Genomic DNA, 25,577 nt, shown 5'->3' with positions numbered 1-25,577 from the left:
GCGCTGTGCGCCGACCTTCGCCAGTATCCCATCACTCGATCACCACGAGGGCATCTTCCAGCCCCTCGACACGAAGCCGCACGGATGCCGGTCCGCCGGCGCGCACGAAGACGATCAGACGCCCGTCCAGCGTGCGGCGCTGCGGAAGCGCATAGGGGGTGACGTCGGCGAGATCGCCGTTCTCCAACCCGAGCAGTTCCCCGCCCTCGATACTCGCCTCCACGAGCACGTCGCCGCGCGCGACGGCACCGCCCGCGTCGCGGATGGTGCATTCGATCTGCACGATGGCCGCGGCGGGCAGCCCCGCAGCGGCGCACCGCGCTAGTGCGTCCCCGGGCGACTGCCACACAACGGCCTCGAGGTTCGCCGGCTCGCCCGCGCTCTCGAGACGATCGGTGGCGACCACGGTGCCGCCGCGCAGCGTTTGCACCTCGACGGGCCCGGTCAGCGCCGGCACCACCCCGCGCCAATAGCCGTGCTCGTCGTCCCACTCGACATCGACCTGCTGCCCGCCGACCGTCAAACGCACCTCGTCGGCCCGGGCGAAGCACAGGACCTCGGTGGGACCAGCCGCAGCGAAGTCGACCGACCGCGAGACCGGGTGGCTCCAGAACGACGTCTCCCCCTCGGTGAACGGCCGGACCACGAGATGGGCGAGCGGCTCATCCGACCACCAGCTGCGACGCAGATGCCACGTGTGCTTCGGGAAGCCGGCGAGGGTGAGCAGACCCGCACCCGACCCGTGGATGGGCCAGCCATGGGCCTCGCCGAGATAGTCGATGCCGGTCCAGAGGAACTGGCCGGCGATGAACTCGTTGCCGGTGACGGCCTGCCAGTCGGCATATCGATGGGAGTTCTCGCTGCCCAGGAACGGCGTGCCAGGGAACCGACGGTGGTCGTCCTCGTACAGGTGCTCCTTGTAGTTGTATCCGACGACGTCGAGCGGTTCGAAGAGCCCGGTGCGGCTGGAGAGCTCAGGGAACGCCGCGGCCAGCGTCACCGGCCGGGTCCGATCGCTCTCGCGGACGATCCGCGCGAGGTTCCTGGCGATCGTCGTGAGGCGGCGGATGTCAGGACGGGTGGGGTCGTACACCCGCTCGGCATCCGGCTTGTTCGCGTCGTTGTTGCCGGTCATCTCGGTGAACAGCGGGCTCGCGTACGGGTCGTTCGGATAGTCGATCTCATTGCCGATGCTCCAGGCGATGATCGACGGATGGTTGCGACCGCCCTCGACCATCGAGGTCAGATCACGTCCGTGCCATTCGGGGAAGTCGGAGGCGTAGCCCTGGTGCCGCGGCGGGTAGACGTTGTGCCCCTGCCACCATTTGTTCTTCGCGTTCTCCCACTCGTCGAAAGCCTCGTCGATGACGTAGAACCCGAGAGCGTCGCACAGCGTGTACAGCTCCGGCCCATGCGGATTGTGCGCCATCCGCACGGCGTTGCAACCCATCTCCTTGAGGGCCAGGAGGCGCCGCAACCACACCTCGACCGGCACCGCGGTGCCGAGGCAGCCGGCGTCCTCATGCAGGCAGACGCCGGTGAGAATGCGCGCGTCGCCGTTGATCGAGAAGCCGTGGTCGGGGTCGAAGCGGAAGGTGCGGATGCCGATCACCTCGCTGTACTGCGCCTCTCCCGATGCCGCGCCGCCGGTCCACGAGAGTGTCGTCGTGAGCCGCTGCAGGCGCGGGTCGTCGTCCGACCAGAGTTCCGGCTCCGCGATCCGCATGTCCGTCGAGGTCGACGAAGACGCACCGGGCGCGATCTCTGCGGACACCTCGGCGACATGGATCCGACCGGTCGTCAGGGAGGTGAGCTCGTGCCGCGCGTGCACGGCGACCTGCTCTGCCGTGCTGTTGATGAGCGTCTGCTCGATGCGGATCGTCGCCTCAGCCGCATCCGCCGCCAGTGTGGTCACCACCGTGCCGTGCTCGCGCAGGTGCACCGGCTCGTGCACCTCGAGGTCGACGCGACGCGTGAGCCCCGAACCGTTGTACCAGCGGGAATCGGAGATGTCGGTGTGGTCGACGCGCACGCTGATCACCAGATCATCGTCGGTGGCGTAGGCGAGGATCTCGCTGACGTCGAATGAGAAGCGCGCATGCCCGGACGGGCGGCGACCCAGGTGGTAGCCGTTGACCCACACCTCGGCGTTCTTGTAGACGCCGTGGAAGACGAGGCGCACCACGTTGTCTTCGCGCAGCCCGAGCCCTGCCGTGGGAACATGCGCCCGGTACCAGCCGATGCCCCCTGGCAGGTATCCGGTGCCGCTGGAGAACGTGGCGGAGAACTCCTCCTCGACGCTCCAGTCGTGCGGCACGGCGACCGCCCGCCATGGTGCGTCGTCGTACCGCTTCGCCCAGGCATCCGGGTCGTCCGCTCGCGAGAAGAGCCACTGATCGATGGTCTGCGTGTGCACGGGGTGCTATTCCTCTTCCTGGTCGCTGACGAGTGCGGATGCCGATATGTATCTCTGGAACACGCGGGCGAAGAGTGCGCCGCCCAGGAAGGCGATGCCGGCGAAGCCGATCATCAGCCAGAGCAGGCCCCACGCGGTGGCCTGCGGATAGTAGATGGTCACGATGACGCTGAGCGCGGTAAGGGCGGCGACGGTGAGCGGCGCGAGCGGATGCCGGATCGACATCCGGCGGGCGTTGCGCAGCACTTCGCCGATGCTGCCCTCGAAGCGAGCCACGTAGGGGAACACATAGAGCGCGGCCATCACGAACATGAACGCGAGCAGGTACCAGATCGCCATCAGCACGATCACGGCGATCGACGGGAGGGGGGCTGTGGTGACGACGTAGTACCAGGCGGCGAGCGCACTGCCGATGCCGGCGAGGATCAGCGCGAGCAGCGTCGACTGCTTGAGATTCCGGCGGAACGAGCGGAGGTAGTCGCCGACGATCGTGCGGTCGGTGTCGGTGGCGATCCGCATGCCCACGAAATTCAGTGCCGTGAGCGACGCGCCGATCGTGACGATGGGGAGCGATGTGAGAACGAACAGGACGTTCAGGATCATCAGATCCGCGATCCGCGTGAGGAATCGCATCAGCGTGGAATCCGGCGCGAGGATGCTGCTCGACATGTCGTCCCCCCTCTTTCTATGAGAGCTTCTGCGGGAGCCGGGCGGGCGAGATGGCCCCGCCCGCCCGGCTGTGGTGCCTGCTCAGCCCTCTCGGGCTTCGTCCCAGGCCTTGATCTGCGCTTCGACATCGGCCCTGGCGTCTTCGTAGCCGACGTCCTTGAGCTTCTGACGCATCTCGGCGATCGCCGCCGCCGGGTCGTCGAACTTGCCGTACTGCAGCTGCGGGATGTACTCGGAGAGCACGCCGCTCATGGCCGCAAGGGTCGATTCGATCGGCGTCTTGTCGACCACGAGCGTCGAGTACGGGTAGTCCTTGGCATCGGCGTCGAGCGCGTCGTAGATCTCGTCCTTGTTCGGCGCCTCGGACGTCCGCGGCAGCTCGAACTCGTCCATGCGTCCAGCCCAGAAGTTGGCGCCGAGACCGTCGGTCGACGAGTCGTAGCCCTCCGGGTAGCCGAGCTTGCCGTCGTCGGTCACGACGTAGTCGGTGCCCTCGATGCCGAAGTTGATCAGGTTGTACGCCTCTTCATCGTTGCGGAGGAGGTCGTAGACCTGCAGCGCCTTCTCCGGGTTAGACGAATTGGCGCTGACCGCCATCGCTCCATGCGTCTTGATGTCGCGGAAGTAGTTGCCGTTCTCGGACCCGAAGGAGAACAGCTTCGGGTCGGAGCCCGGCTGCTTGGTCGTCATGTTGTCGACGATCTGCCCGACGAACGTCTGCGTGTGGTGCTGGTCGGTCCCGGTCAGTCCTGCGTAGAGGAGCTCACGCGTGACTCCGTCGTAGTTCAGCGCATCCTCGCGCCACACGCCGATGTCGTTCCATTCCTTGGCGAGCTCGGCCGCGGCGAGCAGCTCGTCGCCCTCCATGTACCAGGAGGTGACATCGGTCTCGTCGCCCTCGGGCGTCTGGAACGGGAAGTAGTTGCCCGCGGTGATCTGCTGAATGGTCTGCAGGTCGGTGTGCCCCTGGAGGTATCCGGTGAGGGCGAACTCATTGGCACCGGCGACATCCCAGGGGTACGCGTCCGGCACGTTCGTCTTGATCCACTGGAAGTACGTCGTGAAGTCCTCGAACTTCGTGATCTCGCCGTTCGCGAAGCCGGCTTGAGCTGCCCAGTCTCCGCGGTAGAAGAAGCCGTGGTTGGTCCACTGCGTGTAAGCGTCCTCGGGGATGAAGTAGATCTGGTCGTTGTCGAGCTTGGTGAGCTCCCAGTCGCCTGCAGCATCCACCTGCTCCCAGGTCTTCGGCGCGTTCTCCTTGAGCATGTCCTCGCTCAGCGGCAGGAAGGCGCCCTTCTTGGCGTTCTCCCACGCGTAGAGCCAGTCGGTCGCGGTGGTGATGAGGTCGACGTTGTCGTCGCCGGAGAGGAGCTGGAGGTTGTACTGCGTCTGCCAGTCGGCCCACTCGACGTAGAACAGGTCGAGCTTCGCGTTCGCCTTCTCGACGAGCCGCTCGTTGAGCTTGTCGAGCATGGCCTCCAGGCGACCGTTGGTGGGCTTGTCGCCGAGTACGAGCATGGTGATCTCGGTCGGCGCACCCCCCTCTTGGTCGCCGTCGCCACCGGTGCAGGCGGTCAGCGCGGTCGCGCTGATGCCGAGCGCGATCAGCGCTGCCGTGGACGTGATGATCCTTCTCTTCATGTGAGACTCCTTCGGCTCATATCTGTTGGTGCGGGTGGTGTTGCTGCGGGTAGGGGCGGGGATCAGCCCTTGACGGCGCCGACGGTGATGCCGCTGACGAAGTACTTCTGGACGAACGGGTAGACGAGCAGGATCGGGCCGGTCGCGACGACCGCGCTCGCCATCTTCAGGGTGTTGCTCGGCAGGTCGGTGATGCTGACGTTGGAACCGGCGACGGAGTTGCGCAGCGCGTTCGCCGTGTTGATCACGTTGTAGAGCTGGTACTGGAGCGGTTTGAACTCGACCGTGCTGCCGAGATACAGCGACGACAGATACCACTCGTTCCAGTAGCCGAGGGCGAGGAAGAGCCCGACGGTCGCGAGTGCGGGCTTCATCATCGGCAGCGTCAGCTGCCAGAAGATGCGGAAGTCGCCGGCGCCGTCGATCTTGCCCGACTCCACGATCTCGAAGGGCACGGTGCGCATGAAGCTCTTCATCAGGATGATGAGCCACGGCGTCATCAGCAGCGGCAGCCAGACGGCGAGATAGTTGCCGCGGAGATCGAGCGTGCGACCGATCCAGAGGAAGGTCGGCGCGAGACCGGCGGAGAACAGGGTGGTGAAGTAGATGAAGAAGGAGATCTGGTTGCGGAACCGGAAGTCCGGGCGCCAGAGGGCGTACCCGGTCATCGAGATGACGAGCAGTCCCACGGCGGTGCCGGTGACGGTCATGATGATCGTGACGACGTAGGACCCGATGATCTGACCCGGCGCCTTGAAGATGTACTCGTAGGCCGTGAAGGTGAAGCCTTTGGGAAGCAGTCCGAAGCCGGTCTTCATGATCTCGGACTCGCTGGAGAACGAGGCCGACACGATCAGCACGAACGGCAGCAGGCAGAACAGGGCGAACAGCGAGACCGTGACGTACGAGATGCCGCGCAGCAGGTAGTCGCCGCGTTCGAGCTTGATGGGCCTGCCGGCCGGCTTCCTGCCGCGCGGCTTGCGCCCGGCGAGGACGATCGCCTCGGTGGTCACAGGGTCGGAGATGACGGCGGGTGCGAGTTCAGAAGAGCGCATAGTCCTTGTTCATCCTTCGTACGATCCAGTTCGCCGTCATGACGATCGCGAACCCGAACAGCGACTGGTACAGCCCCACGGCGGTGGACGTCGTGAAGTTGTTCTGCGACATGACCATGCGGTAGACCGCGGTCTCGATGATGTCGGTGGTGGCGAAGAGTGCGGCGTTGTTGCCGACGAGGTTCCAGAACAGGCCGAAGTTGCCGTTCATGATGCCGCCGAGGGAGAACAGCAGCAGGATGATGAAAGTCGGCTTGAGGCTGGGCAGGATGACGTGGCGGATGCGCTGCCAGGCGGAGGCACCGTCGATGGATGCCGCCTCGATCAGCCCCTTGTCGATGCCCATGATGGCTGCGAAGTACACGATGGAGCCGTAGCCGGTGCTCTGCCAGAGCTGGACCAGGATGATGATCAGCGGCCAGGCGCCGGCGGTGCTGTAGATCTTGACCGGATCGCCGCCGGTCTGCACGATGAGGGCGTTGAGCGCGCCGGTGTCGTAGTTGAGCAGGTTGAAGGCGATGACGCCGACGAGGACGACCGAGATGAAGTAGGGCAGGAACATGACGCCCTGGCTGATCTTCTTGAAGTACTTCAGCCGCACCTCGTTGAGCATGATGGCGATCGCGATCTGCAGGATGTTGCCGAGCACGATGAATGCGACGTTGTACAGGATCGTGTTGCGGGTCAGCAGCCAGAGTTGACCGGACTTGAGCAGGAACTCGAAGTTCTTGAGTCCGACGAACGGGCTGCCGAAGATCCCGTCGTTGTAATTGAAGTTCGTGAACGCGATCCAGATACCGGGGAGCGGCGCGTAGCTGAAGAGCAGGAAGAACGCGATCGCCGGCAGGCACATGAACAGGAGCATCCTGTTCTGGATCATGCTCCGCCACACTGATGCGCGCGGTCGGGAGGTCTGCAACTGTGCCATCTTCGCCTCTCTGCGGGATGCCATCGCTTCGTCGTCGAAGCAATTCCAAGACTAAAACTAACCGTCGATGAAAGTCAACAGAAGAAAGTGACGGGCGGCGCCGGTTGACCGACTCCGCCCGTCAGGACAAGGATCAGCCGCAGTTCTTCGCGGCGTAACCCGCCGTCACCGTCGACTCTCCGACGGAGACGACGACCTCGTCGGCGGCGATCGAGGCCTTGCGCGTCGCGGCCACGGCAGAACCCTTCTCCCCTGCGCCCACCGCTTCGACGACCCTGCGCCCGAATGGCGTCTCGACGACGGCATCCACCGGTTCGGCGCCCGCATTGTGCACACTGGAGACGAGCTGCACCTTGCCGGCGATGCAGCGCGTGGAGACCGCCGGAACGAAGTCCGAGGACCGCGCCCCGACCGCCAGGACCGGGATCTTCAGGAACGACCCCGGTGTCGCGAACGTCATCCGGACGGCCGACGCGACGACCGCGTCGAACGAGATCGACGTCGGTGCGCCATTGGCGCTCGGCACGACGTTCTGCGCGCTCGTCGCATGCCAGCTGCCCTCGACATCGCGGTACTCGACCCCCACGGCGGTGATCGTCCCCTCGATGTTCGTGAAGCCGACGCTGTCGACGATGCGGGCCGCCGCCGGCTCGACGGTGAACGTCGCCGAGTCCTTCATGGTGCCGCCGGTCCAGGTCGACCAGGAGGTCGCGGCGCTGCCGTCACAGGCGTTCCGGGCGGGCATCGTCTCCCACTCGGTCTGCGAGAAGCTCGCCGACACGGCCGTGCCCTCAGCCGAGCAGATGTCCTCGACGCCGTCGGCGCCCCAGATCTGCACCTCCGAGATGGACTGCCAGGTGTTGGTCGCCGTCTTCAGCTGCAGGCGGACGCCGTTGGTCCGCGGCAACGCCGAGACGTCGAGCGCTGCGACGGGTGCGGTTGCCGTGGCATCCTGCGCCAATTCGACGCTCACGTCCGCCGAGACCCAGGCGCCCGACGCGTCGAGGTACTCGGCCGCGATCGTCGACGGCCAGGTCGCGCCCGCGCCGTCCTTGTACGTGTGCACGACGACCTCGTCGACGTCCTGCGCCAACGGCCACGAGAACGAGAGCCAGCCGGACTTCGGGTAGACGCCGCCGCCGACCCAGTCATCCCAGCCCTTGCCCTTGACGTTGCCGTCCACGACCGTGGGCGCGAGCGTCGGACGGCTGGATGCGGACACCGCCGACTCCGGCGCGAGATTCACGACCCCTGGGGTGGCGACCTCGATCGTCCGGGTGAAGGTGCGCCCAGCCGTGAACTGCGCGTCCGCCGGGAGCGTTCCGATGATCGCCTGCGTGCCGCGCTCAGTGAACGAGCTCGCGCTCCACTCCACGGCCACGTCGGTGGTCACACCACCGACGTCGACGGAGACAGTCGCCGGGAGGGCATCCGAGAAGTCCTCGCCGGGTTCGACGGTCTCGGGAAGGCCGTCTTCGACGACGCGCCAGATCTCGGTGCCCGTGCCCTTGTCATCCCAGTACGACGCGTCCCAGCCCGCAGCCCACCTGGTCGGATCCTCGGTGGCGGGGTTGCGCATCTCGGCACGACCGTTCTCGCCGATCGTGATCGGCAGCCACACGTATGTGGAGTCGGCAGCGCCGGAGTTCCAGCGATCGCCCATGTAGACGAAGCGGCCGCCGCCGAGGTCGAGCACGTTGGTCGACTGCGATCCGAACGACGTGCGCCGGGTGTCGCCGACGGACAGCAGCCCGTCGCCCCCTTCGGGAATCGCGTTGTAGGCCACGTTCTCGTAGACGTCGCCGGTCTCGACGCCGCGGATCCAGGTGCCGAGGATGCTGTCGGCCGTGTGGTACGTCTGCGGGTTCGGTGCCCACCCGGTCGCGCCGGATGCCACGGCGTAGTACTTGCCGCCGTGTTGGAAGAGCGCGGGCGCCTCGAGCATCCCGCATTCCTTCACGATCTGGAAGTCCTCGCCGCGCACCGGAGCGTCGGCGGTGCCGTCCGCGAACAGATACGGGTAGCGGCCGTCGTCGGAGTACTGTCCGGCGTTCGCCATGTCGACGTCGGTCGTGTGCGTGACGTTCGTGTACGACGCGTCGAGTTCGGCGACGTAGAGCGAGCGGTTCTCCTCGGACGAGTAGACGATGTACGCGGTGCCGTCGTCGTCCTGGAAGACCGTCATGTCGCGCGCCTGACCGGGAACTGCGGCCGAGATGCAGGCCTTGTAGTCGGTGCGGTTCGGCATCCGATAGACACCCGTCAGGCGGAAGGGACCCGTCGGGCTGTCGGAAACCGCGACTCCCGCCATCGATCGGGCGTACATGCTGCCGCCGGCCGAGGTCTGCCCGTCGGAGTGCCACCACAGCACCCATTTGCCCGTCGACTCGTTGAAGAGCACCTTGGGCCGCTCGAAGATCGTGGTGAGCTCGGCGGCGTCGTTGGTGTTGAGGTGGTAGTTCAGCGTGGAGATGCGCTCAGCCCGCGGCTGTCCGGCGTCGTCGACGGTGTCGTAGAGCGTGTCGAAGTACTCGGACTCGAGCTCGGCGGCGTCGGACACCGAGCGCAGCACGACGCCCTCGTCGGTCCAGTTGAGCGTGTCGTAGGACTTGTAGGCGTGCACGCCGGGGCTGCCATAGTAGCCGTTGCTGCGGTCTTCGCCGTACCAGTAGTAGACGGTGCGGTCATCCTCCTCACCGGTGACCACATCGCCTCCTTCGACACCGAGTTCCTGGGCGGAGACGACCGCGCCGCCGTGCGCCTGGATGTGGGCGCCGTTGTCGTCGAACCAGTACGGCTGGAAGTAGCTCGGCGATGCACTCCCCGGGTCCTGGATGCCGGGATAAGAGGTGTACGTCGCGGGGTCGCCGGTGGGAACGGCGGCCTGCGCCGAACCCACAGCCGAAACCGTCAGTACCGCAGCGGTGCAGACCGCCATGGCGACAGCCTTCGTTCTCTTCATAACCACTCCCTTGTGATCGAAGCTTCATCGCTCCGTGTGTTGACGTTAACGGTTGACGTCAACACACATCCAAGCAGGACGGGCACTCGCCGGGCAAGCCCTTTCCCGAATGCGTCTTCCTCAGGCGTCAGTCGCGGTGCCGCAGCAGCGCGGCGCCGTGCGGCTGGAGGGTCAGTCGCAGAGCGGCGCTGCCGGGAGCAACACCGCGCGCCGCGTCGCTCTGCACGGAGACCGGCTCGAGCACGACCGCGTGACCGCTCCAGAGCTCGGTGACCGTTCCCGATGCCGGGAAACCGATGTTCACGGCATCCAACACGGCCTCGAACGGCTCGTCGCCCAGGTTGAACGCTGCCGCGTACCGCTCGCCGGCCGGTCCGTCGGCGGCCCAGAGCACGAGTCGCCCTTCGCGGAACACCTCGCGGTTCCGCGAGGACTGCCTGATCACCGCGAGCGCCTCGGCGTTCTGGAACAGGGCGATCGTGGCGGGATCCGTGGACGGCAGATCGCCGCCGATCATCAGCGGCGAGCGCGCGATGATCCACAGCGTCATCAGCGAGATGCGCTCGTGCGGTGTCAGCCGGTCGTCGCGAGGCTCACCGCGTTCGGCACGGATACCGATGCGTCCGAGCGGGAGCATGTCACCGTCCGGCCAGCCGTGCTCGCCGGCGAACGGCGCCCATCGGGCGAAACGGGCGAAGTTCGCCGCGACGTCATCCCACGAGTCCCACAGGTCGTCGCAGATGCGCCACATGTCCGCATGCGCACGCAGGTGATCGAGCCGTTCGAGCGACAGGTCGCGCCCGGGCGAGAGGCTGAGCACGATGTCGCGGCCGGACCGGCGGATGGCCTCCGCATATGCCTCGATGTCGGCCGCCTGATACGGCCAGAGCATGTCATCGGACTTGATGAAGTCGACACCCCACCCGGCATACAGCGCGAGGGTCGAGTCGTAGTAGGCCTGGGCCGCAGGGTGCGTGTGATCGATACCCACCATGTCGGGGTTCCACTCGCAGACGTTGGTCACGTCGGCGACATCGGCGGCCTGCGCATCCGTTCCGAGGATCGGCAGATTCTGCGCGACCGCCCGGCGCGGGATGCCCCGCATCGTATGGATGCCGAAGCGGAGTCCCAGCGCGTGGATACGGACTGCAAGCGGGCCGAAGCCCGCCCCGCCCGCTGAACTCGGAAATCGCACGGGGTCGGGGATCAGCCGCCCCCACTCGTCGAGCTCCAGCGGCGCATCCGTGTTGTAGCCGTGCGAGCGCGCGGCAGGATCGGACCAGTCGATGTCGACCACGACCGTGTCCCAGCCGTGAGCCAGCAGGTGCGCGGCCATGAACTCGGCGTTCGCGAGCACCTCGGCCTCGGTCACCGTGGTGCCGTAGCAGTCCCAGCTGTTCCACCCCATCGGCGGGGTTACCGTGCTCATAGCGCCCGGATGGTCCAGGAGGCGGAGTGCGTGTCTCCGGGCTCCAGCACAACGAGGTCGACGGCGGAGTTGAACGCATCGGGCGGGCACGTCATCGGCTCGACGGCGAGGCCGATTCGGTGGATGCCGTCGAGCCCTGGATTGTCGGCGGTGTGCACCTGCACCCACGGGCAATGGTCATCCCAGGTCATCGCGACACCGGTGCCGTCGGTTGCCGTCAGGCGGACCTCGGCGACGCCGTCGAAACGCGACAGCCCCGTGAACGCGTGGTCGATGAACACATCGCCGATCGCGCGGGGGGCGCGGAAGTCCCACTCCGGATGCTCCGCCACCGATTCCACGGAGACCGGACTCAGACGGTCGGGGGTCACCGTCAGCACCTCGGATGCCGGCAGCGTAAACGTCCAGTCATCGACCCGGCCGGGGCCTGCGACGAGATAGGGATGCGGTCCGGTGCCCCAGGGCGCGGCATCCGCCCCGAGGTTGCGCGCCGTGACCGTCTGCGTGAGGCCGCCGGAGTCGAGGCGGTACTCGGTCTCGACCTCGATACGGAACGGGTATCCGCCCTGCGGTTCGATGACCGCGGCGAGCACGACGCGGTCGTCCTCGACGACGCGGTCCGAGAACTCCGCCCACGACAGCAGCCCGTGCAGGGCCTGCCCCCGAGCCGGCTCGGTCAGCGGCAGCTGGTGCTCGACGCCGCCGAACGTGTAGCGGCCGTCGACGATGCGGTTCGGCCACGGCGCAAGCGTCGTGCCTCGATACCCGGGGCGCACCTCGTCTGCCTCGAACGGCACGACGAGGTCGCGGCCGTCGAGCGTGAGCGTGCGCAGCGAGGCGCCGACACTCGCGATCACGGCCTCGTACCCGTGCGCCGCGATGCGCAGCTGACGCCCCGACCGCGACACCATCAGAAGCCCTGCGCCAGACGGTAGTACGCCTGGTTCCAGCGCACCTGCTTCTGGAACTCCGGCAGGGTCGTCGCGTCATCGATCACGAGCAGCTCGACTTCGGCCATCTCGGCGAAGTCGCGGAACGCCTCGATGCCGACCGCGGTCGACATGACCGTGTGGTGGGCGGCGCCGGCCGTCAGCCAGGCCGCCGCGCTGGTGTTGAAGTCGGGTGCGGGCTTCCATACCGCGCGACCGACCGGCAGCTTCGGCAGCGACGCGCGCGGAGGCACGTTCTCGACGATGTTCGCGGTGAGGCGGAACCGATCGCGCATGTCGCTGAGGGCGACGACGACGGCAGGGCCGGGGTCGGCCGTGAAGACCAGGCGCACCGGGTCGTCCTTGCCGCCGATGCCGAGCGGGTGGATCTCGAGCGTCGGCTTCGCCGTCGTGAGCGACGGAGAGACCTCGAGCATGTGCGCGCCGAGGATGAGCTCATCCCCCGGCGTCATGTCGTAGGTGTAGTCCTCCATGAGGCTCGCACCGCCGGGCAGGCCCGCTCCCATCACGTTCGCGACGCGCACGAGCACGGCCGTCTTCCAGTCGCCCTCCGCTCCGAAGCCATAGCCCTCCGCCATCAGGCGCTGCACGGCCAGTCCCGGCAGCTGCTTCAGGGCGCCGAGGTCTTCGAACGAGGTGGTGAAGGCGCCGAAACCGCCCTCCTCGAGGAACGAGCGCAGCCCGAGCTCGATCGCCGCGCCGTCGCGCAACGACTGGTGACGATCGCCGCCCTTGCGCAGCTCGGGGACGACCTCGTACAGCTCCTCATATTCGGCGACGAGGGCGTCGATGTCGGATTCGGATGCCGCCGCGACGGCATCGGCCAGATCGTTGACGCCCCACGTGTTCACCTGGACACCGAAGCGCAGCTCGGCTTCGGTCTTATCGCCCTCGGTGACCGCGACGAAACGCATGTTGTCGCCGAAACGGGCGAGCTTCAAGGAGCGGGAGGCCGCGAGACCGGCTGCGGCGCGCTGCCAGGTGGCGAGTTCCTGTCGCACGCGCGGGTCGCTGGCGTGACCGACGATCGTCTTGCGCGGCACGCCGAGACGCGTCTGGATGTACCCGAACTCGCGGTCGCCGTGCGCCGCCTGATTCAGGTTCATGAAGTCGAAGTCGATGTCGGCCCATGGGAGCTCGACGTTGGCCTGCGTGTGCAGGTGCGCGAGCGGCTTCTGCAGCGCGTCCAGGCCGGCGATCCACATCTTCGCCGGGCTGAAGGTGTGCATCCAGGCAACGAGACCGATCACCGAATCGTCGGCGTTCGCCTCGAGGGCGATCCGCTTGATGGCGGCGGAATCCGTCAGGACCGGCTTCCAGACGATCTTCACCGGGACCTCGCCGGCCGCGTCGAGGATGCCGGCGATCTCCTGCGACTGCGCGGCGACCTGGGCGAGCGTCTCCGGGCCGTACAGGTGCTGGCTTCCAGTGAGGAACCAGACCTCGTAGCCGTCGAGGGAGGTGGTGAGCGGAGTACGGGTCATGAATGGTCCTTCAGTGTTCTGGGTGGAGATCAGAGCGATGCGACGGCGGCGGCCTCGATGGCGAGGCCTCCACGGTAACGGTCGAGATACGAGGCGAATCCGGCGACGTCGGACGGGTCGGGATCGACGACGGCGAGAGATGCGCCGGCGAAGACCTGCTGGTCGAGGTACGTCCCGAGGTCGGCAGACTCGGCGTGCGCGAGGTACGACGCCAGCACGGCGATGCCCCACGCTCCGCCCTCGGCGGCGAGTTCGCCCACAGCGACGGGAGCATCGAGTGCTCCCGCCAGGAACCGCTGCGCGACGCCGGCGGTGCGGAACATGCCCCCGTGCGCGAACATGCGGTCAAGACCCACGCCCTCGGCCGCGAGCACCTGCATGCCGAGAGCGAGCGTGCCGAAGACGCCGTAGAGCTGCGCGCGCATGAAGTTCGCCAGAGTGAAGGCGCTGTCGGGCGTGCGCACGAACAGCGGGCGCCCCTCGGCGAGACCGGCGATCGGCTCACCGGCGAGATGGTTGTAAGCGAGCAGCCCACCGGCATCCGCTTCGCCGAGCAGCGCCTCACGGAACAGCGCGTCGAACACGGCGTCGTCGTTCAGCGGGTGGCCGGCCGCTGCCGAGAAACGGGTGAAGAGACCGGCCCAGGCAGCGAGCTCACTCGCGCCGTTGTTGCAGTGCACCATCGCCACCGGGTCGCCGGCCGGCGTCGTCACGAGGTCGAGCTCGTGGTGGACATTCGCGAGCGGATGCTCCAGCACGACCATCGCGAAGATGCTGGTACCGGCGGAGACGTTGCCGGTGCGGGGAGCGACGGAGTTGGTCGCGACCATGCCGGTGCCGGCATCGCCCTCGGGCGGGCAGAGCGGGATGCCAGGCTTCAGGGCGCCGGTCGGATCGAGGAGTCTCGCACCATCGGGTGTGAGCGTTCCGGCCGCGGCACCGGCGGGGAGCACAGCCGGGAGCAGGCGGATGACCGGGGCGGGCATGCGGTCACCGACGAGGGCGTCGTATGCGGTGAGCATCCGCTCGTCATAGTCGCCCGTCGCGGAATCGATCGGGAACATGCCGGACGCGTCGCCCACGCCGAGCACGCGCTCGCCGGTGAGCTTCCAGTGCACGTAACCGGCGAGGGTGGTGACGAAGTCGAGCTGCGGCACGTGCGCCTCGCCGTCGACCACGGCCTGATGCAGGTGAGCGATCGACCAGCGCAGCGGGATGTTGACGCCCAGCAGCTCGGTGAGCTCGGTGGCCGCGACCCCGGTGTTCGTGTTCCGCCAGGTGCGGAACGGCACCAGCTGCTCACCCGCATCGTCGAAGGCGAGGTAGCCGTGCATCATCGCCGAGATGCCGATGGCCCCGAACGAGTCGGGGCGGATGCCGAAGCGATCGTGCGCGTCGGCGACGAGGTCGGCGAGCGCCGCCTGCACCCCCTGCCAGACCTCCTCGAGCGCGTAGGTCCAGAGGCCGTCCTCGAGTTTGTTCTCCCACGCGAAGGATCCCGTGGCGAGCACCTCGGTGGCATCCGCGCCGATCAGGCATGCCTTGATGCGGGTCGAGCCGAGTTCGATGCCGAGGCTGGTGCGACCGGTGAGGAGGTCGTCGCGGCCGCTCATCGGCGGGTGTCCGAGTTCTGGCCGTACACATTCTGGTACCGGTTGTAGAGGCTGTCGATCGCCTCCTGCGGGATCGGGATGAGCGGACCGGCCTCCCGCGCGTGGTGCACGGTGCGGGCGACGTCTTCGACCATGACGGCCGCCTTCACCGCATCCTTCGCGTTCACGCCGATCGTGAACGGTCCGTGGTTCTGCATGAGCACCGCGCGGCTGCGGTGCCCATGCAGGGTCTGTACGATCCCGCGGCCGATCGAATCGTCGCCGATGATCGCGAAGGGGCCGACCGGAATGGGGCCGCCGAACTCGTCGGCCATGGCCGTGATCACGCAGGGGATCTCCTCGCCGCGCGCTGCCCAGGCGACCGCATAGGTCGAGTGCGTGTGCACGACGCCGCCGACCTCCGGCATGTTCCGATACACGTAGGCGTGCGCCGCGGTGTCGCTGGACGGTGAACGGTCGCTGCCCGGCGTGCCGGGGATGACGTTGCCGTCGAGGTCGCAGAGGATCATGTTCGCCGGCGTCAGGTCGTCGTACGAGACGCCGGACGGCTTGATCACGAACAGGTCGGCGCCGGGAACGCGGCCGGAGACGTTGCCGCCCGTCCAGACGACGAGGCCGTACCGGACCAGTTCGCTGTGCAGACGTGCGACATCGGCCCGCACGGCCTGGATCGATGCGTCGATCTCGGTGGAGAAGACGGGGGCTTCGTTGCTCACGGGTACCTCTGGTTCGTCGGCGATCACTGTGACCGGTCACAGTAGTGTGTCACGGAGCCCGCCGACCGTCAAGACGACGGACGCGGTTCAGGCGCGCGGCGGCACCACCGAGTCGCGCACGATCAGCTCGGGGGCGACGGGGGCGAGGTCGGATGCCGGAGCATCTGCCCCTCCGACGACGGCGGCGACCGCACGGCGCGCGAGCTCGTCGAAGTCCTGGCGGACGGTGGTGAGCCGGGGCCAGTAGTACGCGGCATCCGGCACGTCATCGAACCCCACCACACTGAGATCGCGCGGCACGGCGAGACCGATCTCCTGAAGGCCGCCGAGCAGCCCCAGCGCCATCTGGTCGTTCGCGGCGAAGACCGCGGTGACGCCGGAATCCCGCAGCGCCGGTACGGCGGCATAGCCGGATCCCGCAGACCAATCCCCCGCGATGACCGGTCCGATCGGCAGTCCCCGCGCGGCCAGCTCGGCGGCATAGCCGTCAGCGCGCGACTCCGCCTCGAGCCAGTCCGCTGGACCGGCGAGATGCGCGATGCGGGTATGTCCGGCATCCGCCAGCGCGGCGACCGCGAGTCGCGCTCCGGCCGCCTGGTCGACGGAGAGACCGCGTGCACCGCGCCCCGCCGAGTGCAGGGTGACCACCGGCACGCCGGTGCGGAGCGCGTCGAGCACCTCGAGGGTCCGCGCGTGCGGGGCGACCACGACGATGCCCTCGACTCCCTGGGCGATCAGATGGTCGACGGCGGCGACCACCGCCCCGGCATCCCCGGCGTCGGCGAACGCGGCGCTCACCCAGTACCCGGCCCCGCGAGCGGAAGCCTCGATGGCGGCGATGCTGCGCGACGGTCCGTACTGCAGCGCATCCGATGCCAGCACGCCGAGCGTGCGCGAGCGTCGGGTGCCCAATGCTCTGGCGGCGTTGTTCATCCGGTAGCCGAGCTCGGCCATGGCGGCAAGCACGCGCTCCTTGGTGTCGGCAGCGACCTCGGGATGGTCGTTCAACACCCGCGAGACCGTCTGCCGGGAGACGCCGGCGAGCGCCGCGACATCGCGTACGCCGACGGTGCGGCCGGGGGTGCTGCGGGACTCACTCACGCCGTTGAGTGTATGACCCCGCGCCCCGGCCGCGCGCCTTCGTGCCACTCTGGTGACATGCGCATCGCTCTCACTGGCTCATCCGGCAAGCTCGGTCGCGTCGTCGCACGCGAACTGCGATCGAACGGCTACGAGGTCATCGGCATGGACCTCTCCGGCCCTCGAGGAGCCGGCTTCGTGCAGGTCGATCTGACGGATTACGGCCAGGTCATCGACGCTTTCACCGCCGTCGGCGATCGTCACGACGGCATCGACGCCGTCGTGCATCTCGGCGCGATCCCCGCCCCGGGCATCCGCAGCGATGTCGCGACGTTCCACAACAACATGCCGGCGACGTTCAACGTGTTCTGGGCAGCGGTGCGCCTCGGCATCCGTCGCATCGTGTACGCCTCGAGCGAGACCGTGCTCGGGCTGCCGTTCGACGTGCCGCCCCCGTACATCCCCGTCGACGAGGAGTATCCGGCCCGCCCCGAGTCGGTGTACTCGCTCGTGAAGACACTCGAGGAGCAGCTCGCATCGGAGCTGGTCCGCTGGCACCCCGATCTCTCGATCACGGCCCTGCGATTCTCGAACGTGATGGACCCGGAGGACTATGCGGAGTTCCCCGACTTCGACGCCGATGCCCTGCGCCGCAAGTGGAACCTCTGGGGCTACATCGACGGGCGTGACGGCGCGCAGGCCGTGCAGCGCGCGCTCGAGGTGGCCGCACCCGGCTTCGACCGGTTCATCATCGCCGCGGCGGACACCGTGATGTCTCGACCGAACGCCGAGCTCATCGCCGAAGTGTTCCCCGGCGTGCCGGTGACCCGCGAGGTCGGACCGCACGAGACTCTGCTCTCGATCGAGAAGGCGCGGAGCGTGCTCGGTTTCGAGCCGCGGCATTCCTGGCGCGACCACGGGTGAACCGCCCCGGCTACGCGCACGCGGGCCGGGGCGGACTCATCGCTTTCGCTGTCTGCGCTACTCCTTCTTGCGCGTCACCGCGCGCTGCAGCAGCACGAAGACGAGCAGGATGCCGCCCGTGATGATCGTCGTCATCTCCGGGGGGATCCCGCCGTCGCGCGTGATCAGCACGTTCATGAGCCCGAGGACCAGCGCGCCGATGACCGAGCCGAGCACGTAGCCGTAGGCGCCGGTCAGCAGCGTGCCGCCGATGACCGCCGCGGCGATCGCGTCGAGCTCCCAGCCGATGCCCGTGATGTTCTGCGCCGTGCCGAGGCGGGCCGTGTAGAGGACGGCGGCGAGACCGGCGAGGGCGCCGCTGATGACGTAGACGAGAACCTTGGTGCGCTGCACCGACAGGCCCATCAGCAGGGCGGAGCTCTCGGAGCCGCCGATCGCGTAGACCGTGCGCCCGGTGCGGGTGCGGTGCAGGACGAAGAACGCTGCGAGGACGACGATGACCGCGATGATGACGGCCGGCGTGATCACCAGGTCGTTCACCTTCGGGCCGTCGACCACCTTGAGCTGGACGCCGATCCAACGGATCGGGGAGTCCTCGCCGAGACGCTCCGGCTTGGTGCTCAGCAGCGATGCCAGGCCGCGCCCGAGGAACATCATCGCCAGCGTGGCGATGAACGGCTGCACGTTGAAGTACCGGATCAGCACGCCGGACACCACGCCGAAGAGCGCGCCGATGCCGACCATCACGACCATCACCGCGATCGCGTTCCACCCTGCGTTGGCCAGCATCACGCCGGCCACCGAGGAGAACGCGATGATCGAGCCCACGGACAGGTCGATGCCGCCGGTGATGATGACGAACGTCAGAGCCACGGCGAGCACGATCAGGTGCGCGTTGTTGATGAGCAGGTTCGACAGGGTGCTCGCCTGGAGGATGCGCCCATAGGCCACCTCGCCGTAGACGACCATGCCGACGAAGATCACGACGGAGGCGATCGTCGGCAGGACAGAAGGGTTCGCCTGGATCATCCGGCGCACCCGGTCCAGGATGGCCACAGGTTCGTCGCGCACGCGTGCCGCGGTCAGGGCGGTCATGCCTGCACCTCCTCTTTCATGGTCTTCAGCTCTGATGCTGCCGGTTTCTCCCGCCGACGCGTGCGGAACCAGCTGCGAACGCGCTCGGACTGCAGCAGGCAGAGCACGACGATCACGATCGCCTTGAACGCGGGTGTCGCCGACGAGGAGACGCCCAGGAACAGCACGGTCTTGTCGAGGGTCGCGATGAGCAGGGCGCCGACGAATGCCCCGCTGAGCGAGAACTTTCCGCCGGCCAAGGATGCTCCGCCGATCACGACCGCGAGGATCGCGTCGAGCTCCAGCTGGTAGCCGGTGCGGGAGATGTCGACGGTCATCACACTGCCGACCGACATGATGCCGGCGATCCCGGCGAGGATGCCACTCAGGATGTAGGTGGTCAGCAGCAGGCCCTTGGGCTTGATGCCCGCCATCCGGCTGGCCTTGGGGTTGATGCCGATCGCTTCGATCATCAGACCGAGCGCGCTGCGGCGCACGACCCAGCCGACGAGGATGACGATCAGCACGGCGAGGATGAACACCACGGGGATGCCGATCAGGTACCCGTTCGAGATCCACCGGAACGGATCACTGGATGCCGCGGTGTTCTGCCCGCCGGTGATCACCTTCGCGATTCCGCGACCGGCGAGCATCAGCACGAGCGTGGCGATGAAGGGTTGCAGTCCGACGTACGCCACCAGCACACCGTTGACGGCGCCCAGGATGGCGGTGATCAGCAGCGCGAGACCGGCGGCGGCGAATGCGACCCCCACCGAGCCAGAGTCGCCGGCGGCGTTGAGGAACTCCATCGACACGGCACCGGCGACGGCCATCAGCGATCCGACCGAGAGGTCGATGCCGCCGGTGGCGATGACCAGCGACATCCCGATCGCGATCATCATGATCGGCGCCGCCTGGCGCAGGATGTCGATGAGGTTTCCGACGAGGTTGCCGTTGTTGGGGTTGACTGACATCGCGAGGTACGCGGGGTCCTTCACCACGTTCAGCGCGAGCAGCGCGAGGATCGCGACGATCCCCCAGAAGAACGGCTTGTGGATGAGTTCACGCCAGAGCGACGTGCGAGATGCGGCGGTCATCGCGCCTCCTCCTTCTCGGTGATGTGGGCGATCGTATCGGGTGCCGCGCCGTCGGTCTCCTCGAGGGTCTCAGCGGCCGCATCCACCCCGTGGGCGGCGATCACGTCGACGATCTCCTGCGCGGTGATGTCCGGGCCGTTCTGGATCTCGCCGATCTTGCGATGGTCCTTGAGGACGACGATGCGCTCGGAGAGGCGCACGACCTCCTCGAGTTCGGAGGAGATGAACACGACGGCCACGCCTTCCTCGGCGAGCATCGCGACGGCCTCCTGGATCTCGGCCTTCGCGCCCACGTCGATTCCTCTGGTGGGCTCGTCGAGGATCAATAGCTCGGGCTTCGTGGCGAGCCAGCGACCGAGCAGCACCTTCTGCTGGTTGCCGCCGGAGAGGTTCTTGATCATGCGTTCCGGGTCGGCCGGGCGCACGTTGAGTTCAGCGATGTACTTTTCGACGATCGCGTCCTGCTCCTTGCGCGACATGGGCCGCGCCCAGCCGCGTTCGGCCTGGACGGCGAGGATGATGTTCTCGCGAACGGTGAGATCGCCGATGATGCCCTCGTCGCGGCGGTTCTCGGTGGAGAACGCGATGCGCCGGGCGAGCGCTTCGGCAGGCGATTTCAGATCGGCCTTCGCGCCCTTGACCGTGATCGTGCCCTCGTCGGGGCGGTCGGCACCGTAGAGGAGCCGGGCGAGCTCGGTCCGGCCCGAGCCGAGCAGGCCGGCGAAGCCGACCACCTCTCCCGGGCGGATCTCGAGGTCCGTCGCTTCGACAGCACCGCGGCGGGCGATGCCGGATGCCGAGAGCACCGGCTTCTCTCCCGCTTCGCGCGGTGCGCGGCGGCGGTTGCCGCCCAGCGACTTGAGGGTGTCGAGGTCCTTGCCGATCATCGTCGAGATGAGCGCATGCCGATCGAGATCGCGCGTGAGGTACTCGCCCTCGTACCGTCCGTTGCGCAGCACCGTGAGCCGGTCGCTGATCGCGTAGATCTGGTCGAGGAAGTGCGAGACGAAGAGGATGGCGACGCCCTGATCGCGCAGGGTCCGCATGACGGTGAAGAGGCCTTCGACCTCGGCGGCGTCGAGGCTCGAGGTGGGCTCGTCGAGGATCAGCACCTTGGCCTTGATCGCCATCGCGCGGCTGATCGCGACGAGTTGCTGAAGGGCGATCGAGAGCGTCGAGAGCGGCTTGTGCGTGTCGAGGTGCTCGAGACCGAGACGCGTGAGGGCCTCGGTCGCCGCGCGGTGGGTCGCACGCCAGTTGATGCCGAACGGGCCGCGGATCTCGTGTCCGAGCATCACGTTCTCGCCGATCGACAGGTTCGGCGCGAGGTTGACCTCCTGGTAGACCGTCGAGATGCCGGCCTCCTGCGCATCTGCCGTGCCCGCGAAGCTTCGTTCGCCGCCGGCGACGACGATCGAGCCGGCACCGATCCGGTACACACCGGTGAGCGCCTTGATCAGGGTCGACTTGCCGGCGCCGTTCTCGCCCATGAGCGCGTGGACCTCGCCCTGGAAAAGCCGGAAGTCGACGCCGTCGAGGGCTTTGACGCCGGGGAACTCGATGGAGATCCCGCGCATCTCGACGATGGGGAGTTCTTCGTTCATCGCTGACTCTCAGTTTCGAAGATGGTGTTGCCCGGGTGGCGGACGCGCCGCCACCCGGGCCGGTCGCCGGATCGCTCCGGCGGAGTGATCAGTACTTGCGGTCCGCCAGGACGGCCTTGGCCGCCTCGGCCGAGTCGAACTCCTCGCTCGGGACGACGATGTAGGAATCGACCTTCTCGCCTGCGAGAGCCTTCTCGACAACCTCGAGGGCGGTCTCCCCGAACAGCGGGTTGTACTCGTGCACGTAGCTGAGCTGGCCGTCGGCGAGCGCCGTCATGGCGTTCTTGGTGCCGTCGATCGTGGCGATCTTGACGTCCTTGCCCACGACCAGGCCCGCCTCTTCAGCTGCCTGAGCCGCGCCGAGGCCCATCTCGTCGTTCTGGGCGAACACGAGCTGGATGTTGTTGCTGTTGGCCTTCAGCATCGTTTCGAAGACGCTCTTGCCCTCTTCGGCAGACCAGTTCGCGGTCTGCGCGTCGAGCTTGGTCAGCTTCGTGTCTCCGAGGCCCTCGTCGAAGCCCTTGTTGCGCTCGTTGACGACGCCGACGCCGGCCGGGCCCTCGAGGACGACGTAGTTGCCGCCATCGGGGAAGGTGGCTGCAGCCCAGGCGCCGACCTCCTTGGCGACCTCGACGTTGTCGGGGGCGATGCGGGTGACGTAGAGGCTGTCGTCATCGGGCTCGATGCCGCGGTCGAGCAGGATGACCGGGATCTCGGCCTCCTGCGCACGCTTGAGCGAGTCCTCCCAGCCGGACGCCTCGGTGGCGGACAGCAGGATGACGTCGACGCCCTCGTCGACGAAAGACGTGAATGCGTCGATCTGCGACTTCTGGTCGAGGTTGGTGGCTGGTGCGTACTTGAGCTCGTATCCGGCGTCCTCGGTGAAGGTGTCCTGGATGTTCTGCTCGTTCGCCTCGCGCCATGCTCCCTCGGGGCCGACGGCGACGAAGCCGACGGTGGTCAGCTCACCGGAGCCGCCTCCGTTGCCCTCTTCCGGGGCCGCGGTCGAGCAAGCGGCAAGACCCAATGCGAGCGCGCCGACTGCGGCCAGCCCCAGTGCGGTGCGGATGCGCGTGTTCACGGACATGTTCTCCTCCTTGAGAGGCCGGGGTTCTCCCCCGGCAAGCGTGCGGACCGACGTGGTCCCCTGCGTGATTGCAGGACGCCTGGTCGAGCGCCCTGCGGCGATGTTACCGGGAACAATTCGTGGAACACAACATTTCTCGCAAAGTTCTTTCAAAGTCGCGGCCGCGTTCTCGTTACCGGTCACAGTCCGGTCACGATTCGTCGGTCGACCCCCTGTCTGCGGCGATCATCTCGACGACCGTGTCGACGGTCACCCCGGGGCCGTTGCTCAGCTCGCCGATCTTCTCCCGGTCCTTCAGCACGATGATGCGATCGCTCAAGCGCACGACCTCTTCGAGTTCGGAGGAGATGAACACCACCGCCACGCCGTCGCCGGCGAGCTGTGTGATCCGGCGCTGGATGTCGAGCTTCGCGGCGATGTCGATGCCGCGCGTCGGCTCGTCGAGGATCAGCACGTGCGGGCGCACCGCGAGGGCGCGGGCCAGCAGAACCTTCTGCTGGGTACCACCGGAGAGCAGCTTCACCGGCCGATCGAGGTCGGCGGGGTCCAGGTGCAACGCCTCCACGTAGGTGTCGATCAGCGTCGCAGCTTCCGACGGCGACAATGGTCGCGACCAGCCACGCAGCGCCTGCAGAGAGAGCACGATGTTCTCGCGCGCCGTGAGCTCGCCGATCAGCCCCTGCGTGCGGCGGCTCTCGGCGGTCATCGCGATGCGGTGCCGCAGCGCCGTCGAGGGACTGCGCATGTCGACTTTCGCGCCGTCGACCCATATCTCGCCGCTGTCCGCCCGGACGGATCCGCTCAGCAGGGAGGCCAGCTCGGTCCGCCCGGAGCCGCGCAGCCCCGCGAGGCCGACGATCTCGCCGCGCTGCACCTCCACATCCATCCGGTCCAGTTCGCCGCGGCGTCCCAGATCCGTCGCCTGCAGCACGGGTGTGGCGTCCGAGGCGTAGTGGTGGGCCTTGCGCTCCGACTTCAGCGCTCGCAGGCTCTCGATGTCCTTGCCGAGCATCTGCGAGATGAGGTCGGCGCGCTCGAGGTCGCGGGTCGCGTGCTCTCCGATCCAGCGCCCGCCGCGCAGCACCGTCATCCGATCGCTGATCGCGAAGGCCTGTTCGAGGAAGTGCGAGACGAACAGGATCGCGACCCCGCGTTCCCGAAGGCCCCGGATCACGCGCATCAGGATGGCGACTTCGGCCTGATCGAGGCTCGAGGTGGGTTCGTCAAGCACCAGCACCCGGGGGTCATCGACGACGGCGCGCGCAAGCGCCACGAGCTGTTTCTGCGCCGGCGAGAGCATCGACAACGGAGTCTTCGGGTCGAGGTCGTCGAGACCGAGCCGTGCCAGTGCGGCAGCCGCATCCGCTCTCGTCCGGCGCCAGTCGATGCCGAACATGCCGCGGCGCTCGCGCCCCAGCATGACGTTCTCACCGACACTCAGGTTCGGGCTCAGCTGCGTCTCCTGGAAGACGGTCGCGATCCCCGCGGCACGGGCATCGGCCACACCCGCGAAGCGGCGCTGCTCACCGGCGACGCTGACCGTTCCGGTCACCGGTGCGCAGGTACCGGTGAGGACGGCGATCAGCGTGGACTTGCCTGCGCCGTTCTCACCCATCAGCGCGTGCACCTCGCCGGGGAACAGCCGGAAGTCGACATCGTCGAGAGCGCGCACCCCGGGGAAATCCACGGTGATTCCTTCGAGCTCGACCAGCGGCTGCGGGTCGGGGAGCGCCATCAGCGCACCTCCCGCGGCGCGGCAGACGACGCCCGCGGCACGAGTTCGGTCGGGATGCGGGTCAGCGGCGGGATCTCGCGCTCCTCCATCGCAGCGCGGAGCATCTCGACGACGGCGCCGCCCAGCGCGTGGAAGTCCTGGCGCACGGTCGTCAGCGGCGGCAGGAAGTGGCGCGCCAGCGGCACATCATCGAAGCCGACGATGCTGAGGTCCTTCGGCACCTCGAATCCCTTGTCATGCAGTCCGTGGATCAGCCCGATCGCCATGTCGTCGTTGGCCACGAAGATCGCGGTGTAGTCGGGGAGGCGGTTCAGTCCCATGGCGAAGTCGTAGGCGAAGTCGGCGGTCCAATCGCCGACCACGATCGGTCGCTCCCGGATACCCCAGGACTTCGCCCTGGAGTGGAAGGCGCGTTCTCTGGCCCGAGCGTCCAGCCAATCCAGGGGGCCGGCGAGGTGCAGGATGTCGCGATGCCCGAGCGAGACGAGGTGGTCGACGACGAGCGTCGTGCCGGCGTGCTGGTCGATCGATACCGTCAGGAACGTGGGGTCGGCATCCGCCTTCACCACGAGCATCGGCACGCTGAGCGAGATCCTGCGCAACGCGGCCACCGACGACGATCGCGGCGCAATCACGCACAGCGCGTCGACGCCCTGCGTGACGAGGTTGTCGACGGCATCCTGCGGGGTGAGCGCATCGCCCTCGTGCAGCGCGACCGCTGTGACCGAGTACCCGGCGGCCCTGGCGGCGAGTTCGACGGCCCGGAGGATGCTGGTCGGACCGAAGGCCACCGGACTCTCGATGATGACGCCGATGCGCCTGGTGCGCTGAGTCGCAAGCGCGCGGGCAACGAGGTTGGGACGGTAGTCGAGCTCTTCGATGGCCTCGAGCACGCGCCGTTTGGTGTCCGGTTTGATGTTCGGGTGATCGTTCAGCACCCGCGAGACGGTCATGTGCGAGACGCCGGCGATCACCGCCACCTGGCGGATATTGGGCTTGTCCGAGCCGACGTTCACCATGCGCACCTCCGTCGGCCCCGCCTTCGATGATGTTACCGAGAACAGCTCCGGCGGCGCAATCGATGCGCAGAAGGACCCGGGCATTGCCCGGATC

19 protein-coding genes are annotated in these 25,577 nt (G+C 67.5%); 1 reads left to right on the top strand and 18 read right to left on the bottom strand.

Annotated features, from left to right (window positions below):
• Positions 1-31: 31 nt before the first annotated feature.
• From MRBLWO13_RS07240 to MRBLWO13_RS07185, 12 genes are all read right to left on the bottom strand, one after another.
• Entirely contained in the window at positions 32-2,416 is a 2,385-nt protein-coding gene (locus MRBLWO13_RS07240; RefSeq protein WP_341977445.1) for a glycoside hydrolase family 2 TIM barrel-domain containing protein, read from the bottom strand.
• Positions 2,417-2,422: 6 nt separating this feature from the next.
• The gene (locus tag MRBLWO13_RS07235; protein ID WP_341977444.1) at positions 2,423-3,085 is read right to left on the bottom strand and encodes a DUF624 domain-containing protein; all 663 of its coding nucleotides are present in this window, start codon (positions 3,083-3,085) and stop codon (positions 2,423-2,425) included.
• An 81-nt stretch (positions 3,086-3,166) separates the two neighbouring features.
• Positions 3,167-4,726, bottom strand: a complete 1,560-nt coding sequence (locus MRBLWO13_RS07230) for an ABC transporter substrate-binding protein (RefSeq protein WP_341977441.1) — start codon at positions 4,724-4,726, stop codon at positions 3,167-3,169.
• 62 nt (positions 4,727-4,788) lie between these two features.
• Positions 4,789-5,781 carry a carbohydrate ABC transporter permease gene (locus tag MRBLWO13_RS07225; RefSeq protein ID WP_341977439.1) on the bottom strand — a complete coding sequence of 331 codons (993 nt, stop codon included), beginning with the start codon at positions 5,779-5,781 and terminating at the stop codon, positions 4,789-4,791.
• Positions 5,768-6,661 carry an ABC transporter permease subunit gene (locus MRBLWO13_RS07220; protein ID WP_341977437.1) on the bottom strand — a complete coding sequence of 298 codons (894 nt, stop codon included), beginning with the start codon at positions 6,659-6,661 and terminating at the stop codon, positions 5,768-5,770. The genes MRBLWO13_RS07225 and MRBLWO13_RS07220 overlap by 14 nt, the downstream gene beginning before the upstream one ends.
• Before the next feature lie 181 nt (positions 6,662-6,842).
• Positions 6,843-9,671, bottom strand: a complete 2,829-nt coding sequence (locus MRBLWO13_RS07215; RefSeq protein ID WP_341977435.1) for a glycoside hydrolase family 43 protein — start codon at positions 9,669-9,671, stop codon at positions 6,843-6,845.
• Positions 9,672-9,798: 127 nt separating this feature from the next.
• Positions 9,799-11,100, bottom strand: a complete 1,302-nt coding sequence (locus MRBLWO13_RS07210) for a glycoside hydrolase family 27 protein (RefSeq protein ID WP_341977433.1) — start codon at positions 11,098-11,100, stop codon at positions 9,799-9,801.
• Positions 11,097-12,011: an aldose 1-epimerase family protein gene (locus MRBLWO13_RS07205; RefSeq protein ID WP_341977431.1), complete on the bottom strand. Its 915-nt coding sequence runs from the start codon at positions 12,009-12,011 to the stop codon at positions 11,097-11,099. The genes MRBLWO13_RS07210 and MRBLWO13_RS07205 overlap by 4 nt, the downstream gene beginning before the upstream one ends.
• Complete coding sequence (gene araA, locus MRBLWO13_RS07200; protein ID WP_341977429.1) at positions 12,011-13,534, bottom strand: L-arabinose isomerase; 1,524 nt, start codon at positions 13,532-13,534, stop codon at positions 12,011-12,013. The genes MRBLWO13_RS07205 and araA overlap by 1 nt, the downstream gene beginning before the upstream one ends.
• A 29-nt stretch (positions 13,535-13,563) precedes the next feature.
• On the bottom strand, positions 13,564-15,147 hold the full coding sequence (locus MRBLWO13_RS07195; RefSeq protein ID WP_341977427.1) for an FGGY-family carbohydrate kinase: 1,584 nt from the start codon (positions 15,145-15,147) through the stop codon (positions 13,564-13,566).
• Positions 15,144-15,863 (bottom strand): L-ribulose-5-phosphate 4-epimerase, encoded by a 720-nt coding sequence (locus MRBLWO13_RS07190; RefSeq protein ID WP_341977425.1) that lies wholly within the window; start codon positions 15,861-15,863, stop codon positions 15,144-15,146. The genes MRBLWO13_RS07195 and MRBLWO13_RS07190 overlap by 4 nt, the downstream gene beginning before the upstream one ends.
• Positions 15,864-15,950: 87 nt before the next feature.
• Positions 15,951-16,964, bottom strand: coding sequence for a LacI family DNA-binding transcriptional regulator (locus MRBLWO13_RS07185; RefSeq protein ID WP_341977423.1), 1,014 nt, complete (start codon positions 16,962-16,964; stop codon positions 15,951-15,953).
• Between the two features lie 57 nt (positions 16,965-17,021).
• Here MRBLWO13_RS07185 and MRBLWO13_RS07180 point away from each other — a divergent pair, with 57 nt between their 5' ends.
• Positions 17,022-17,867 (top strand): NAD(P)-dependent oxidoreductase, encoded by an 846-nt coding sequence (locus MRBLWO13_RS07180; RefSeq protein ID WP_341977421.1) that lies wholly within the window; start codon positions 17,022-17,024, stop codon positions 17,865-17,867.
• Between the two features lie 57 nt (positions 17,868-17,924).
• On the opposite strand, the gene MRBLWO13_RS07175 is transcribed toward MRBLWO13_RS07180, so the two are convergent.
• From MRBLWO13_RS07175 to MRBLWO13_RS07150, 6 genes are all read right to left on the bottom strand, one after another.
• Positions 17,925-18,962, bottom strand: a complete 1,038-nt coding sequence (locus MRBLWO13_RS07175; protein ID WP_102194521.1) for a sugar ABC transporter permease — start codon at positions 18,960-18,962, stop codon at positions 17,925-17,927.
• Positions 18,959-20,038, bottom strand: a complete 1,080-nt coding sequence (locus MRBLWO13_RS07170) for an ABC transporter permease (protein ID WP_341977417.1) — start codon at positions 20,036-20,038, stop codon at positions 18,959-18,961. Before MRBLWO13_RS07170 ends, MRBLWO13_RS07175 begins: the two co-directional genes overlap by 4 nt.
• A complete protein-coding gene (locus tag MRBLWO13_RS07165; protein ID WP_341977415.1) occupies positions 20,035-21,642 on the bottom strand; it encodes a sugar ABC transporter ATP-binding protein in 1,608 nt (535 codons plus the stop codon). The genes MRBLWO13_RS07170 and MRBLWO13_RS07165 overlap by 4 nt, the downstream gene beginning before the upstream one ends.
• A gap of 88 nt (positions 21,643-21,730) precedes the next feature.
• Positions 21,731-22,729, bottom strand: coding sequence for a substrate-binding domain-containing protein (locus tag MRBLWO13_RS07160; protein WP_341977413.1), 999 nt, complete (start codon positions 22,727-22,729; stop codon positions 21,731-21,733).
• A gap of 190 nt (positions 22,730-22,919) precedes the next feature.
• Positions 22,920-24,464, bottom strand: a complete 1,545-nt coding sequence (locus MRBLWO13_RS07155; protein WP_341977410.1) for a sugar ABC transporter ATP-binding protein — start codon at positions 24,462-24,464, stop codon at positions 22,920-22,922.
• A complete protein-coding gene (locus MRBLWO13_RS07150; protein WP_341977407.1) occupies positions 24,464-25,567 on the bottom strand; it encodes a LacI family DNA-binding transcriptional regulator in 1,104 nt (367 codons plus the stop codon). The genes MRBLWO13_RS07155 and MRBLWO13_RS07150 overlap by 1 nt, the downstream gene beginning before the upstream one ends.
• Positions 25,568-25,577: the final 10 nt, after the last annotated feature.

The organism is Microbacterium sp. LWO13-1.2, from assembly GCF_038397725.1.
Classification (GTDB): Bacteria; Actinomycetota; Actinomycetes; order Actinomycetales; family Microbacteriaceae; genus Microbacterium.
This window is presented reverse-complemented; position numbering and strand designations above follow the sequence as displayed.